Source organism: Polaribacter sp. Hel1_33_96 (assembly GCF_002846595.1).
In the GTDB taxonomy this organism is placed as follows: domain Bacteria; phylum Bacteroidota; class Bacteroidia; order Flavobacteriales; family Flavobacteriaceae; genus Polaribacter.
In genome coordinates this window covers 692,839-707,637 of sequence record NZ_PJMV01000001.1, presented here as the reverse complement: position 1 = coordinate 707,637, position 14,799 = coordinate 692,839, and the positions used below count along the sequence as shown (strand labels likewise).

General features: G+C 30.4%; 12 protein-coding genes. 6 read left to right on the top strand and 6 right to left on the bottom strand.

Going from position 1 to position 14,799, the window contains the following annotated elements; translation table 11 throughout:
* The first annotated feature begins 7 nt into the window (after positions 1–7).
* Positions 8–1,180, top strand: a complete 1,173-nt coding sequence (locus ATE90_RS03245; protein ID WP_101450793.1) for an ABC transporter permease — start codon at positions 8–10, stop codon at positions 1,178–1,180.
* A 140-nt stretch (positions 1,181–1,320) separates the two neighbouring features.
* Here ATE90_RS03245 and ATE90_RS03240 read toward each other — a convergent pair whose 3' ends face one another.
* Positions 1,321–2,691, bottom strand: a complete 1,371-nt coding sequence (locus ATE90_RS03240) for a tetratricopeptide repeat protein (RefSeq protein WP_036783874.1) — start codon at positions 2,689–2,691, stop codon at positions 1,321–1,323.
* A gap of 222 nt (positions 2,692–2,913) precedes the next feature.
* On the opposite strand from ATE90_RS03240, the gene pyrR reads away from it, so the two are divergent.
* The 4 genes from pyrR (at position 2,914) to ATE90_RS03215 (ending at position 5,897) form a co-directional block, all read left to right on the top strand.
* Positions 2,914–3,453 (top strand): bifunctional pyr operon transcriptional regulator/uracil phosphoribosyltransferase PyrR, encoded by a 540-nt coding sequence (pyrR, locus tag ATE90_RS03235; RefSeq protein ID WP_036783871.1) that lies wholly within the window; start codon positions 2,914–2,916, stop codon positions 3,451–3,453.
* Position 3,454: 1 nt separating this feature from the next.
* A complete protein-coding gene (locus ATE90_RS03230) occupies positions 3,455–4,384 on the top strand; it encodes an aspartate carbamoyltransferase catalytic subunit (RefSeq protein ID WP_036783869.1) in 930 nt (309 codons plus the stop codon).
* Positions 4,385–4,388: 4 nt separating this feature from the next.
* Entirely contained in the window at positions 4,389–4,721 is a 333-nt protein-coding gene (locus tag ATE90_RS03225) for a hypothetical protein (RefSeq protein WP_036783866.1), read from the top strand.
* 261 nt (positions 4,722–4,982) lie between these two features.
* Positions 4,983–5,897, top strand: coding sequence for a ribonuclease Z (locus ATE90_RS03215; protein WP_036783860.1), 915 nt, complete (start codon positions 4,983–4,985; stop codon positions 5,895–5,897).
* Positions 5,898–5,968: 71 nt separating this feature from the next.
* Here ATE90_RS03215 and ATE90_RS03210 read toward each other — a convergent pair whose 3' ends face one another.
* The 4 genes from ATE90_RS03210 to ATE90_RS03195 all read right to left on the bottom strand — a co-directional run bounded on the left by ATE90_RS03210 (position 5,969) and on the right by ATE90_RS03195 (position 10,375).
* On the bottom strand, positions 5,969–6,331 hold the full coding sequence (locus ATE90_RS03210) for a CoA-binding protein (RefSeq protein ID WP_036783857.1): 363 nt from the start codon (positions 6,329–6,331) through the stop codon (positions 5,969–5,971).
* A gap of 272 nt (positions 6,332–6,603) precedes the next feature.
* The gene (locus tag ATE90_RS03205; protein ID WP_101450791.1) at positions 6,604–7,419 is read right to left on the bottom strand and encodes a GLPGLI family protein; all 816 of its coding nucleotides are present in this window, start codon (positions 7,417–7,419) and stop codon (positions 6,604–6,606) included.
* A 255-nt stretch (positions 7,420–7,674) separates the two neighbouring features.
* Positions 7,675–8,682 carry a 3-oxoacyl-ACP synthase III family protein gene (locus tag ATE90_RS03200; protein ID WP_036783851.1) on the bottom strand — a complete coding sequence of 336 codons (1,008 nt, stop codon included), beginning with the start codon at positions 8,680–8,682 and terminating at the stop codon, positions 7,675–7,677.
* Positions 8,683–8,794: 112 nt separating this feature from the next.
* A complete protein-coding gene (locus tag ATE90_RS03195) occupies positions 8,795–10,375 on the bottom strand; it encodes a GMC oxidoreductase (RefSeq protein ID WP_254712293.1) in 1,581 nt (526 codons plus the stop codon).
* Positions 10,376–10,523: 148 nt separating this feature from the next.
* On the opposite strand from ATE90_RS03195, the gene htpG reads away from it, so the two are divergent.
* Entirely contained in the window at positions 10,524–12,434 is a 1,911-nt protein-coding gene (gene htpG, locus ATE90_RS03190) for a molecular chaperone HtpG (protein WP_036783847.1), read from the top strand.
* Positions 12,435–12,691: 257 nt separating this feature from the next.
* On the opposite strand, the gene ATE90_RS03185 is transcribed toward htpG, so the two are convergent.
* Positions 12,692–14,704 carry an LruC domain-containing protein gene (locus ATE90_RS03185; protein WP_052107490.1) on the bottom strand — a complete coding sequence of 671 codons (2,013 nt, stop codon included), beginning with the start codon at positions 14,702–14,704 and terminating at the stop codon, positions 12,692–12,694.
* Positions 14,705–14,799 lie beyond the last annotated feature (95 nt).

The following is a 14,799-nucleotide window of genomic DNA, read 5'->3' as shown; positions in this document are numbered from 1 at the left end:
TATAGGCATGAAAGATTTTTTAAAATTACTACGAATAGAGTTTAAGCGTATATTCTCTAATAGTGTTTTGCTTGCTATTTTTATTGGTGCTCCAATATTTTACGGAGTGCTATTTGGTTATGTCTATAAACAAGCAAAAGTTATAAACTTGCCTATTGTAATTATCGATGAAGATCACAGCCCGATGTCTGATAAAATCATAGAAGCTTTTGAAGACAATGAAGCATTACTTGTTAGCGATATCCGTTACACAGCAGGCAATATTTTAGATGAAATGCCGGTTAAACAATTTGATGCTGTAATTACCTTACCTACTAATTTTGAAGCAGATATTCTGCAGAAAAGACATCCAGAAATTAGAGTTGATTTAAATATGGCAAATATATTAAACGCAAATACAGCCAGTAAAAATATTCAAGCAGTTTTAATGACACTAAATGCAGGTATAGAAATAGAAGGACTCAAAAAAAGTGGTCTTCATCCAACCCAAGCTGCAGCAAGCTATGAAAGTTTTAAAATCAATTTTAACAAACTATATAATTCTTCAGGAAATTATATCAATTTTATGCTGCCAGGCTTGCTTATTGCCATTATGCAGCAAATAATATTTTTGGCAATGGCATTAGTATTTGCAAGGGATTTTGAAGATGGTCATTTTGGTGTTCTTGTTAAAAAAAGTAAATCTTCTTTGTATCATATTGCACTTAAATCTACACCATTTATTATAATGATTCCAATAATGTGGTTTTTTATAAGTTTATTGTTTGACTATTTTAGGATTAATGCCGACATCTATAATCTACCCATGCTTCTTTTGACAACCACTTTAACCATGGCTTCTATGTGCATTGGTATGTTATTTTCAATAGCTATTCCTAGTCAATTAAAAGCAACGGAGTTATTAATGGTAATTTCTACACCAGCTTTTATACTAAGCGGTTTTACTTGGCCCACACTTGCTTTCCCTGATGCAATTGCAAATGTTGCTACATACATACCATCGACACAATTTTTAAGTGGTTTTAGAAAAATAGCTTTTTATGGAGGAGATGTTTCTTCTATTAAATCCGAGATAAATACGTTGTTACTAATATGTTGCGTATCGTTTGTAGTTTTAGTCCTTTTATTGCAATTTAAAATATATTTGTTTTCTAAAAAGCAAAAAGCTAATGACTCATAAAATTAAAGATTCATAAAATGATGGATGCACTTACTAAAAAAAATGCTCTGTAATATCATTTCGAAACATTTTTATTAAACTAAATTAAAACGATAATTTTCATCTCATTCATTTACGAAAAATTCAATTATACAAAAAAACTACTCCAAAGCTTTTTTATAATCCGTCAATAGTTTTTGTACTTTTTCATTCTCGTAAACTATCGGGTATAATTCCTTTAAAAGAACATTAGAATCAAAATCGATTTTTAAAGCTGCTATTAAATGACTAAATCCATAGTTTTCTTTGTCTAAAACAAAAAACAATCCTGCCAATCTATATTCTATTTCTGCAAAGTTCTTATGGGTTTTCTGGGCTTTGAATAACACTAAAACGGCATCATTAAAATCGCCTAAAAAAGATAGCATATCGGTTAATGCTAGATAGATTTCTATGGCATCATCCTTTAAAGCCAGACATTTTTCAAAACCTATAACTGCTTCCTCAAAAAAGTGAAGCTTCACTTTTATTTCTGAATACCTTATCCAATATAAAGAATTGCCTTCATCAATTTTTAATGCTTTAGAAATATAATAAGATGCTTTTTGATAATTGCCTTCGTTGTAATATAGATTAGTAAGTAAAATCCAACCTCTATCTAACAAAGGGTCTTCATGAACTGCTTTTTTATAATAAGAAATTGCAGCTTCATATTTTTGTAATCTTTCATAACACTCTCCTATTCTAACATAGGCAAATGCAGTTGGATCATCCAATTCTAAAGTAATTAAATAATTATCTATAGCTTCTTTATAACGTTTTAACTCTTCTAAAGTCTTAGCTTTTTCTAAATAGCCACCAATAAAAGATTCATCAATTAAAACCGCATAATCGAAAGAAGATAAAGCTTCTTTAAATTGCTCCAATATAAAATATTGTCTTCCTAATTGATGCCAAGCAACTTCACAATAAGGATTTATATCAACATAATTATTTAAATAATTAATAGCTGCTTCATGTTTTTTTTCCATATCAAAACAATACACAACATTGTAAAGAGCAGAATAATCTTCATAATCTACTTCTAAACATTTTGCAAAATTTACACGTGCATTTTCAAAATTGTCTAAATACAAATATTCCATTCCTAATAAAGACCAAACATCTACTTTATCGTCTGTAAAAGTTAATGCTTTTTCTAAATTCATAAGTGCTTCTTTATGATTTCCCGATTTAGAACTGATGGCAGCTTTCTGTATAAAAACTTCCTCATTATTAGGTTCTAAATATTCAATTTTCCTAAGCAAAACAGAAGCCTTATCTATTTTATTTTCAAAAATATAAAGCTCTACTTGCAGTAATTTTAAATCTACAGATTGCGGGTGTTGATCTAGTCCAAGCTTCACTGCTTTTTTTGCTAGTGAGTGTTTGCCAACATCTAAATAATGAACAATAATCTCCTCAAACTCAACTAGGTCAAAAAAATACACGCTGTTGGTTTTTAGCATGGATTCAAATTTCGTTAAAGACATAACTTAAGTATTTGAATTATAAGATAAAAATACTACAACTCTTAAAGGACATTTTAAAAAGCATTTTTTGTTTTTAACAATTTAATTAACAAGAAATCTTGCGTAAAAATTGCTAAATAGAAAATAACAACTACTTATTTATAGTCTTAAATTTTGCATATACGTTTATTTACCCTAATTTTGATTTTCAATTACTATCAACTTAAATTTGATAGGTTTCTTATGAGCCGAAAAACCTTACTTAACTCAAAAGATATTGAAATTATTCTTCACAGATTAGCTTGTCAGTTAATTGAAAATCATAATGATTTTTCGAATACAGTATTTATAGGTTTACAACCTAGGGGTTCTTTTTTAGCGCACAGATTAGCCAATTTATTAAAAAACCACTACAACATTAAAGACTTAAAGTTAGGTTTGTTAGACATTACTTTTTACCGAGATGATTTTAGAAGAAGAGATGCACCTTTGGCTGCAACTTCAACTGAAATTGATTTTTTAATTGAAGATCAAAAAGTTGTAATTATTGATGATGTACTGTTTTCCGGAAGAAGTATAAGAGCCGCATTAACCGCAATTCAATCTTATGGAAGACCAGAAAGTATTGAATTATTAGTTTTAATTGATAGACGATTTAGCAGACATTTACCTATCCAGCCTGACTATAGAGGTCGACAGGTAGATGCTATTAACGAAGAACGAGTTTTAGTTTCGTGGAAAGAGAATAACAAAAAAGACGCAGTTTATATAGAGCAAACATAGAATGGATAAATTAAGTGTAGAACATTTATTAGGCATAAAATATCTGAATCCAAATGATATTGATCTTATTTTTAAAACTGCAGATCATTTTAAAGAAGTTATAAACAGACCTATAAAAAAGGTTCCTTCTTTAAGAGATATAACAATTGCTAATTTATTTTTCGAAAACAGTACCAGAACAAAACTTTCTTTTGAACTAGCTGAAAAAAGACTTTCTGCGGATGTAATTAATTTTTCCGCTGGACAATCTTCAGTAAAAAAGGGAGAAACTTTAATAGACACTGTTAACAATATTTTATCTATGAAAGTAGATATTGTTGTTATGAGACATGGAAATGTTGGCGCAGGTGTTTTTTTATCAAAACATGTAGATGCAAAAATTATAAATGCTGGTGATGGCACGCACGAGCATCCTACACAAGCTTTATTAGATTCTTATTCTATACGAGAAAGATTAGGTTCTGTAAAAGGAAAAAAAATTGTTATTGTAGGTGATATCTTGCATTCAAGAGTTGCTTTATCAAACATATTTGCATTGCAACTGCAGGGAGCACAAGTAAAAGTTTGTGGCCCAACAACATTAATCCCTAAACATATTTCTAGCTTAGGTGTTGAAGTAGAAACTAATCTTAAAAAAGCTTTAGAATGGTGTGATGTTGCCAATGTTTTAAGGGTGCAACATGAAAGAATGGATATTAAATATTTTCCTTCAACAAGAGAATACACACAACTTTTTGGTATCAATAAAGATATTTTAGATAACCTTGGCAAAAAAATTGTAATCATGCATCCTGGACCAATAAATAGAGGTGTTGAAATTACAAGTGATGTTGCAGATTCAAATGAATCAATCATTTTAAATCAAGTTGAAAATGGTGTGGCTGTTAGAATGGCTGTTATTTATTTGTTGGCCCAGCAAATTAAAAGGTAAATCGATGCTCATAGAAAAAAAAGAAAACTACAAACTTATTTATTCGGATGAAAATTCGTTTTCAAAATTTTATTCCTCTTTTCTAAAAAAAGAAAAAGAATTTGACAAAGAAAATTTAATAGTTCAAATATCTAATGATATTAACATCACTAAAGAAGATTTTTTACTATTTCTAAGTATTGCAAAACAAAAAAAGGAAAATAGCACATCACTTGTCATTGTTTACAAGGATATAAATATTGATGATTTTCCTGAAGATTTTAATATTGTACCTACATTAGTTGAAGCAGAAGATATTATAGAAATGGAAGCAATTGAAAGAGAATTAGGATTCTAAAAAATGATAAGAAAATTACTTTCTGTTTTTACGTTAACAATTTTCTCAAATAGCTTTTCTAATGGAAAATCAATTGAAAACATATCGATTGCTTCAAATCTGTTTCATAATTCAACCAAAATCACTTGTAAATTTATTACCAATTCAAATATGAATTTTGCAGTAAAACACATTTTGAAAGTAACCGTTTTCAAGGATTTTTTAAGAACTGGAATATACCTGCAAAATAAAGAGATCATTATTTCTAAATTCCGTAATTAAATGAGTTTAAGCTTAACAATTCTAGGTTGTCATTCCGCAACTCCTCGTGTAAATGCATTTCCTACTGCCCAGTATTTAGAGATTAATAACAGTCATTTTTTAATTGATTGCGGTGAAGGTACTCAGCGTCAAATGAGAAAATATAAAGTTGGGTTTTCTAAAATTAACCATATATTTATTTCTCATTTACATGGAGACCACTTTTTTGGCTTAGTTGGTTTGCTATCTACTTATGGCATTTTAAGTAGAGAAAAAGAATTGCATATTTATGGACCAAAAGGCATCAAAGAAGTGACTCTTTTACAGTTGAAAATTTCACAATCTCATGCGCAATATCCTTTAATTTTTCACGAATTAACATCTAAAGAAAGTGAGCTTATTTTTGAAGATGATAAAGTCTCCGTCAGAACAATCCCTTTAAATCATAGAGTCTACACGAATGGATATTTATTTACCGAAAAAGAAAGACCTAGAAAATTGCACATGCAAAACATCAGCAATTATGAAGAAATTGATAAAGCTGATTACTTAAATATTAAAGCTGGTAAAGATGTTATTTTATCCTCTGGCGAAATGATACCAAATTCTGAATTAACATTACCTCAAGATAAAAACTTAAGTTTTGCTTTTTGCAGTGATACTAAATACAAACCAGATATCATTCCTATTATTAAAAATGTTGATTTATTATATCATGAAGCTACTTTTTTATCTGACAGAGAAGATTTAGCAAAAAAAACAAAACATGCAACTTCTAAACAAGCAGCTCAAATTGCTAAGGATGCTGAAGTTGGTCAACTAATTATCGGTCATTATTCCGGCAGATATAAAGATATTTCTTTATTTCAAAAAGAAGCGAAGGAGATTTTTGAAAACACCAACTTAGCTGAGCCAGGAAAAATATTCAAAATTTAAGGGTTATTAAAATTGATAACCTAGACTTTGTTTGTGTAAAAATTTTTAAACCAATTCAATTTGCAACTTTTTTAGTATTGATTTGTAGATAACAAAACTAGAGTGCATGCAATTTCAACTTCAATATTATTTTCTTGCAACAGTTTTGTAAACTCCATGTTTTCTGTTCCAGGATTAAAAATTACTCTTTTAGGATTTAGATTGATTATATAATCGTAGTATTCTTCTTGTCTTTTAGGGTTGAGATATAAAGTAACTGTGCCTATATTATCATAATCTTGCTTTTTATCCTCAATAGTAACATTTAAAACTTTTCCTTTTCTTAGCCCTAAAGCTAAAGTTGGTAATTCTTTATCTACCAATCTTTTAATTGCAATGTTAGAATATCTATTAGGATTCGTAGATGCCCCAATAACTAATGTCACATTTTTCATATATTCAAAATAAATTAAAGAATGTTGATGATAGCAACATCATATTAAGACTTGTTTGTTTGTGAATTTTTGTTTCGGAATAAAAAATATTAAAGACCAATAAAAACTTTAAAACCTATTTAGGTTCTTGACCAATTATTTTCCTCTAAAAGTATTAAATGAAGAATAAGCTCTTTATCCATAAATAGCACTTCATTAATGTATTATAAAAAACAAATAGAGGAATGACGCTATTGAGCCAGACCAAAAATTGTTATTAAAAAAATAGGGTATTAACCTCTTCTTCCCATTCTATTATTTCTCATTTCAACCATTTTCTCACGAACAGTCATAGTATAGTCACTTTTTGTAATTTCTGTTCCCTTACTAGGAGCTTCTATATCAGTGTTTTCTTCTTGATTTATAACAATCTCAGTGCATAACAAGGTAGTATTATCTACACTCACCTCTAAAATTAAACCTGGTAAGCCCCAATACTCAGCAGGTCCTTGACTAACAGGTATTTGAGGAGTATACCATGCTTCCACCACCGTAAGTTTTTCCTCTATTTCTTTATCCTCGGAATCTTTATTTGTTTTAGGTCTTAAATCGCTCCAAGAAAAGTTATACCAACTTAATTCTGCCGATGGCACAAGAGCTTTTGCTCTATAACAAGTATACTGTCCTATTTTTTTGGTTTCGGTTCCCATACTCCATTCTACACGATATAAAGCATCTTTTACCAAAAACCGTTTACCATAGAACTCTTGGCTTTGAACTATTTTATTTTCTTTTATATTTTTATAATGGTCTCCCCTTGAGAAATAACCTCCCCAAGAATCTGTGGCACCAGAAATAGCATCTATTTTTTCTTCTTCTAAAAAAGTAGACTCTTGGTTATTAAAACTTAACACATAGGTCTTTTCTAATCTATTTTTAAGACGAGCTGCAACTTGTTTTTTCCGAGCTTCACTTAATTTCGCTCCCCAATTACCAAGTTCCATTTTTGATTTCGAAATATAAGTTGCCTTTCCACTGAATTTTTGCGCATTTAAACACATTGTGAATAGTACAAAAAATAGGAAAAGCTTGTAAGTATTTGACTTCATATTTAATATTTTTGTTTAGCTAAACTAATGAAATTTTAAACAAAAAAATTGATCTTGCTTACAATTTAACAATATTTTAAATTTATTATACAACTTTACCTTCACAAATTCTCTAGGGACTACAAGCTAAAATTAAGTGTTTATATCTGTTCTTACACTATAATTTAAAATCTTTTTGTAAGGTCCCCCGAAAAAAAACCGTTTGAAAGACCCCTAATTTATGGATACTTTTTTTAGATTGTATTATTTCGAAAATTACCAACGAATCACTACAGAACCCCAGGTAAATCCACTTCCAAAAGCAGCTAAAAGTACCAAATCATTTTCTTTAATTTTGCCTTGTTCCCAGGCCTCGGTTAAAGCAATAATTACCGATGCAGCCGTTGTATTACCATATTTCATAATATTATTATGCACCTTATCATCTGTTAAGCTAAATTTCTTTTGAATGAATTGCGCAATACGTAAATTCGCTTGATGAGGAATTAACATATCTATATCTTCTTTCCCTAAATTATTCGCAGCTAAACCTTCTACAATTGCTTCAGAAAAGCGTGTAACAGCATGTTTAAAAACAAACTGTCCATTCATATGAGGATAATAAGAAACATCATCAGGATCGTTATTTTCTATAATTTCAGGTACCCATCGTTGTGTTGACGGTCCCTCTAATACGAGCTCTTTGGCATGTTTTCCTTCAGAATGTAAATGAGAAGATAAAATTCCTTTTCCTTTTTCTTCACATCTAGATAAAACTGCAGCTCCTGCTCCATCACCAAAAATAACAGTAACACCTCTACCTCTTGTCGATTTTTCTAAACCTCCAGAATGATTTTCAGAACCAATTACCAAAATATTTTTATACATACCTGTTTTTATAAATTGGTCGGCAACAGACAAGGCATAAATAAAACCAGAGCATTGGTTACGCACATCTAAAGCACCTATAGTGGGCATATCTAACATATCTTGCACTTGCACACCGCCTCCAGGAAAATACATATCAGGACTTAAAGTTGCAAACACAATAAAATCGATATCATCTTTAGTTAGGCCAGCTCTTTCGATAGCAATTCTAGATGCTTTTGCGCCCATAACTGCTGTGGTATCTCCAGATTTAGGATCAATCCAACGTCTTTCTTTAATTCCGGTTCTTTCTTGAATCCATTCGTCCGATGTTTCCATAAATTCCTTTAAATCATCATTGGTAACCACATTATCTGGAACATAATAACCAAGGCCAGTTATTTTAGAATTGTACATATGTTGATGTTTTTATTTAATTCTTATTTATATTAAGCTAAAATAGGGATAAATTTGCATGTTTACAAAATGGCTAATTGTGGTAGCAAATCATAAACATAAAACAGAAATGTTAAGAGATATTTAATTCTTTATGAGGAATTTTACTCATTGCATATTCCGATATTGCTGTAATAGATAATGAAGGATTTACTCCTGGATTTGCAGATATCATAGAACCATCACAAATCATCATGTTTTTGTAACCAAAAACATTACAATCTTTATCTATTACGCCAGATTCAATGTCATGTCCCATAACAGAACCTCCTAAAATATGAGCTGTTGTTGTTGTTCCTAATAGAACATCTGTAAAACTTGAATAAGGAATTCCCTTTATTTTTTCTCCAACTTTTTTCCCGAAAGTAATTGCCTCAGGAATAAAAGCATTTGGTTTTTCTCCATTCTTCGCAATTGTTTTCATTTTTGTAAACCTACCTCTTTTTATTTCCAGAGTGCTATCTAGGGTTTGCATAAAGAGTAGAACGGCAGTTTTCTGTGCATATTTACTAGTAAAAAACGTTTTTAAAATATAAAAAGGTTTGGTTATTAAAACTCCTAAAACTCCTAAAATTCTAAATATTCCGTATTTCCCTTTCACGGTTGGTATGGTCATCAGTTTAAAAAAACCAGATCCTTTTGCATATCTAACGGGTTCTATATGAGTATTCTTATCTGTATGTAAAATAGAACCAATTGCGATTCCTTTGGAGTAATCTTTATCCTCATCTTTTGCAGATGTAATAGATAATAAAGATTCATTATTTGTTCTAATATCTTTTCCAACAAAGTTTGATAAATTGGGTAAGGAGGTTTCTTTTAACTTCAATAATAAAGGAATCGTGCCCATAACTCCTCCCGAAAAAATAATCCCTTTTGCAGTAACACTTTCTTTCTTTTTTCTACCAATACTCGATTTATAACTTACATGGTATCCTTTCGAAGTATCACTACTATCTATAGCTTCAACATTAAAAACTTCTTTTTCTGCAATTATTTTAGCGCCTAACTTTTGTGCTAAATACAAGTAGTTTTTATCTAATGTATTTTTAGCATTATATCTACAACCAGTCATACATGCACCACAATGTGTGCATCCTTTTCTATCAGGGCCTTTTCCATTAAAATAAGGGTCTTTAGCAGTTTTGCCTGGTTCCCCAAAAAACACCGCTACTTTTGCGGCTTCAAAATCATTTTCTTTCCCCAAGTCTTTTGCAATCTCTTTTATCAATATATCGGCGTCATGCAACTTTGGATTAACTGCAGCACCTAACATTTTATAAGCTGTTTTATAAAAAGGATTTAATATTTCTTGCCAAGAATTTAAACTTGCCCAACTACCTGTTTTAAAAAAATCTTCTTTAGGAATTGGTAAAGTGTTTGCATATGTTAGAGAACCACCACCAACTCCAACTCCAGAGAGCACAGTAACATGATTTAAAAATGTCATTTTAAAAATACCGTGCAAACCAAATTTAGGAAACCACATCCATTTTTTTAAATTCCAATTTGTTTTTGGAAAATCTTCTGCTCCAAACCATTTTCCTTTTTCGATGACTAAAACTTTATACCCCTTTTCAGATAAACGCAGCGCACTCACAGAACCTCCAAAACCACTTCCTACAATTACATAATCATACTCCAAATCTATCATAAAACAAGAACTACATTGCTAGATTATAAAAATAGCAAAAAATCAGTTGTAAAAATAATTTATGTCATCTTGTCATAATAAAATGTTTGGTATTTTTTTTGACTAAGATTAATTCATAAATAATAAAGTCAAACAAAATAATCATAAAATGGCAAAAGGAAATATCAATGTATCAGTAGAAAATATTTTTCCACTGATTAAAAAATTCTTGTATTCTGATCACGAAATCTTTTTACGTGAACTAATTTCTAACGGAACAGACGCAACTACAAAATTAAAGCACTTAATTTCTATAGGCGAAGCCAAAACAGAATTAGGTGATGCTAAGATTGAAATAAGCATAAATAAAGAAGCTAAAACCCTAACAATTAAAGATCAAGGACTAGGAATGACTGCAGATGAAGTTGAAAAATACATCAACCAAATTGCATTTTCTGGAGCTGAAGAATTTTTAGAAAAATATAAAGACGATAAAAACGAAACTGGTGTAATTGGTCATTTTGGTTTAGGTTTTTACTCAGCTTTTATGGTTGCAGATAAAGTTGACTTAATTACAAAGTCTTTTAAAGATGAACCAGCAGCTCACTGGAATTGTGATGGCTCTCCAGAATATACTTTAGTTGAACACGACAAATCTGACAGAGGAACAGAAATCATTTTACATATTGCAGAAGATTCTTTAGAATTTTTAGAAGAAGGTAAAATTGAAGGTTTATTATCTAAGTACAATCGTTTTAATCAAGTACCAATTAAATTTGGAACTAAAGAAATTAACGATCCTGAATTTACCCCAGCAACTACAAAAGATGCAGAAGGTAAAGAAACTACTGAGCCGCATAAACAAATTACTGTTGATAAGATCATCAACAACACAGAACCAGCTTGGACAAAAGCTCCTGCAGATTTAAACGATGAAGATTACAATAATTTCTACAGAGAATTGTATCCAATGCAATTTGAAGAGTCATTATTTCACATTCATTTAAATGTAGATTATCCTTTTAACTTAACAGGAATTTTATTCTTCCCTAAGTTAAGTCCTTCAATGGATATGCAAAAGGATAAGATTCAGTTGTATCAAAACCAAGTATATGTAACTGATAATGTTGAAGGAATTGTACCAGACTTTTTACAAATGTTAAAAGGTGTTATCGATTCTCCAGACATTCCATTAAACGTTTCTCGTTCAGGTTTGCAAGCAGATGGAGCTGTTAAGAAAATATCTGGTTACATTACTAAAAAAGTTGCTGATAAATTAAGTTCTTTATTCAAAAAAGACAGAGCAGATTTTGAAACAAAATGGAATGATATTAAAGTAATTATTGAATACGGAATGTTGTCTGAAGATAAATTCTTTGACAAAGCGAAGAAGTTTGCTTTGTACCCAACAGTATCAAATGCTTATTTTACGTTTGATGAATTGATTGAAAAAACAAAAGATACTCAAACGGATAAAGACGGAAATCAAGTTATTTTATATACTTCTAATAAAGAGGCACAACACAGTTATATTCAAGAGGCAACAGCAAAAGGGTATGAAGTGCTAATTTTAGATTCTCCAATTATTTCTCACTTAATGCAGAAATTAGAAGGTGGAGACGGAAAAGTGAAGTTTACTCGAATAGATTCTGATCATGTTGATAATTTAATTAAAAAAGACGAAAACGTAATTTCTAAATTATCTGATGAAGAAAAAGAAACTTTAAAGCCGATTATTGAAGGTGCTGTAGATTCTAAAACCTACACCGTTCAATTAGAGTCTATGGATTCTGCTTCTTCTCCATTTATGATTACTGTACCAGAATTTATGCGTAGAATGAAAGAAATGCAAGCTTCTGGTGGTGGAGGAATGATGGGAATGGGCAATTTCCCGGACATGTACAACTTGGTTGTAAATACAAACAGTCCATTAGTTTCTGACATTTTAAATAATAAAGATGAAGCAGCACAGAAACACTTAATCTCTCAGGCTTTTGATTTAGCAAAATTATCTCAAAACCTTTTACATGGAGAAGAGTTAACAAACTTTATTAAACGTTCTTACGAACTAATTAAATAGTAAAACCTTAATACGACAAACAGTGAGGCAATCTGTTGATTAAAAAATCTGACTACCATGTCACTCTTCTAAATATTAATTAAAAACCTTTTTATTTTCATAAAGAGGTTTTTTTATGGATTTTTTTTTATTACTAAAGTAAGGCTGCACTTAACAAAATTTATCGTGAAGCAAGTATTAAAAAAGCGACTTAAAAGAACTAAGTTGTTTTTTTTTTTGAAATCTAAACTAGATTTAATGAAAACATATCAAAAGTTCTAATCGTTTATTTTATCCAAATTTCTATGTCCTGGATTATCTTTATACCAATCTGAAAAATTAGCTCCTCCGGATTCAGCCCAAGTACTAAAAAAATTGTAAGCTTCTGTTATCGCCACTTTCTCTTTTGGAACTTTAAAATCATGAATAATACTTATTGCCCACGGAAATCCATTATCTGAAATAAAGTTACCATCAGAGTCTTTATTTACACCAATAAAATCAAGACTTTGAACACCTAAGTTAGTGATATTCTTATAGGGTAAATGAATTTCTTTTTCTCTTTCTTTATTTACTATAATAAATGGATTGAAAGGTGCAACACCCAAGTCAGCTGAGCTTATTGGCTGCGTAAACCTTATAGAAATAGTAGTTTCTGTTAATATATTATCAACATCATCTGCTAAAATAATAACTGCATTATCTTGATTTGCCTCTGTACCATTTGCATTTACATTGATAAAGTTTTGTGTTAAAACAGGGCCAGTAACACTTTCGATTTGAGCTGGAGCTAAACCTTCAATTTCAAATCCAATTCCATTTGTATATCCAGCACCATTTGCTTTAATATTACAGACAAAATCTAATCCAACAGCTAAATTTTCAGCATTTAGAAATGCAATAGCTTGATAACTTAAAGCTGCATCATTAAAATCATAATCTCCTTTTGATGGCCATAAATCCTCGAAAGCAATTGTTCCTTTGCCGTATTTACTTGGTGTAAAAAACTCAAAGGCTACCTCTGGATCTTCAGGATATGCATCATCTTGATCTAAAATACCATCTCCATCGGTATCAGTTTGATCTATATTATCAGCATATACTCTAAAGGTTGTTAAATCGTTTATAGCTCTACCGAAGTCTGTATTATTAGCCGCATTTGCTCCATAATTGTATTTCCAACCACCGGTCTGAGTATCCATTATAATTAAATCTGAACTACTAGAATTGTCTGCTAACCATAACTCCTGGTTAGAATCAAAAGTCATAGACGTTGGTTTAAAAGGCAGGTTATCTGCACTTATTCTAGTACTTTGATAGTTATTACTTCCATCTAACTCTAAACGATATAAACCAGAAAATGAGCATAAAAATAGGGTACCATCTTCTGCAAAGGCTAAATCTCCTCCACTCGTATTATGAAGTCCAACAATATTCCAAGTATTTAAATTGGCTCCTGTGGAAGGATCAAACGTATAGAGTTTATCCGTTTTACTGAAATATAATAAACCATCAGTTACATTAAAATCTAATCTAGGGCCTCCTATTCCAAGATTTGCAACAGTTTCCCATGTATTATTCATTATTGAATATTTCATTAAGGGATGGGGACTACTTCTTCCTATTGAATACAATTCTTTCTTTTCTTGATCTATAGCACAAGTATAACTACCCATTGGCATACTAGACAAATCGGTAAGCGCTCCAGATAAAGGATCTACTTGAAATAATTGTCCAGATCCGTTTACACAATATAAATAATCAGTTACATTATTAGCTGATTTAGATTTTGTAGCGCTTTTACCTTCAGAAGAATTATAATTTACTTCTTGATTGACAATGTCCTTAATTGATGAAGAAAAACCTTGTTGTTCACTTCTACGTATGTACACTTTATTGTAGAATTTAGGTAAGTTAATTGTTTGTTTTAAGACTCCGTTACTAGGTACACCTGAAAAAATTAACTTATCTAAAACATCTGATTTATAAACAGTTTCAGTGACTGTTTCACCAGATTCATTTTCAAAAGTTTCAGTTCCTGCATCATATAATTCCTCTGAATATGCGTAAACATCATATTTAGCATAGTTTAAATTATCTATTATATTAATAGTTACCTCGTGATGAGTACTAAAATCAAATCCGGTGGGTATCTTCAATTTATTTGAAGTTTCATCTATAACATCAATTTTATCTATTACATTAATCTCTTCTGGTGAGGAAAAATTACAACCATAAAGTAATAGTACCGTAAAACTAAAATTAAAAAAATTCCTAATTGCATTTTCCATTATATTGGGGTCTTAATATTATGTGAATAGTGATTAAATATTTATTTTATTCAATGATCTTTCGAACTAAACTGGTTTATAAATCAAACTTGTTA

Bases quoted from the DNA above. Each gene is read 5' to 3' on its own strand.
- ATE90_RS03205 (WP_101450791.1), bottom strand. From the start codon at position 7,419: ATGAAGTCAAATACTTACAAGCTTTTCCTATTTTTTGTACTATTCACA.
- ATE90_RS03210 (WP_036783857.1), bottom strand. From the start codon at position 6,331: ATGAAAAATGTGACATTAGTTATTGGGGCATCTACGAATCCTAATAGA.
- ATE90_RS03200 (WP_036783851.1), bottom strand. From the start codon at position 8,682: ATGTACAATTCTAAAATAACTGGCCTTGGTTATTATGTTCCAGATAAT.
- ATE90_RS03195 (WP_254712293.1), bottom strand. From the start codon at position 10,375: ATGATAGATTTGGAGTATGATTATGTAATTGTAGGAAGTGGTTTTGGA.
- ATE90_RS03230 (WP_036783869.1), top strand. From the start codon at position 3,455: ATGGATAAATTAAGTGTAGAACATTTATTAGGCATAAAATATCTGAAT.
- ATE90_RS03245 (WP_101450793.1), top strand. From the start codon at position 8: ATGAAAGATTTTTTAAAATTACTACGAATAGAGTTTAAGCGTATATTC.
- ATE90_RS03240 (WP_036783874.1), bottom strand. From the start codon at position 2,691: ATGTCTTTAACGAAATTTGAATCCATGCTAAAAACCAACAGCGTGTAT.
- ATE90_RS03225 (WP_036783866.1), top strand. From the start codon at position 4,389: ATGCTCATAGAAAAAAAAGAAAACTACAAACTTATTTATTCGGATGAA.
- ATE90_RS03215 (WP_036783860.1), top strand. From the start codon at position 4,983: ATGAGTTTAAGCTTAACAATTCTAGGTTGTCATTCCGCAACTCCTCGT.
- pyrR (WP_036783871.1), top strand. From the start codon at position 2,914: ATGAGCCGAAAAACCTTACTTAACTCAAAAGATATTGAAATTATTCTT.
- htpG (WP_036783847.1), top strand. From the start codon at position 10,524: ATGGCAAAAGGAAATATCAATGTATCAGTAGAAAATATTTTTCCACTG.
- ATE90_RS03185 (WP_052107490.1), bottom strand. From the start codon at position 14,704: ATGGAAAATGCAATTAGGAATTTTTTTAATTTTAGTTTTACGGTACTA.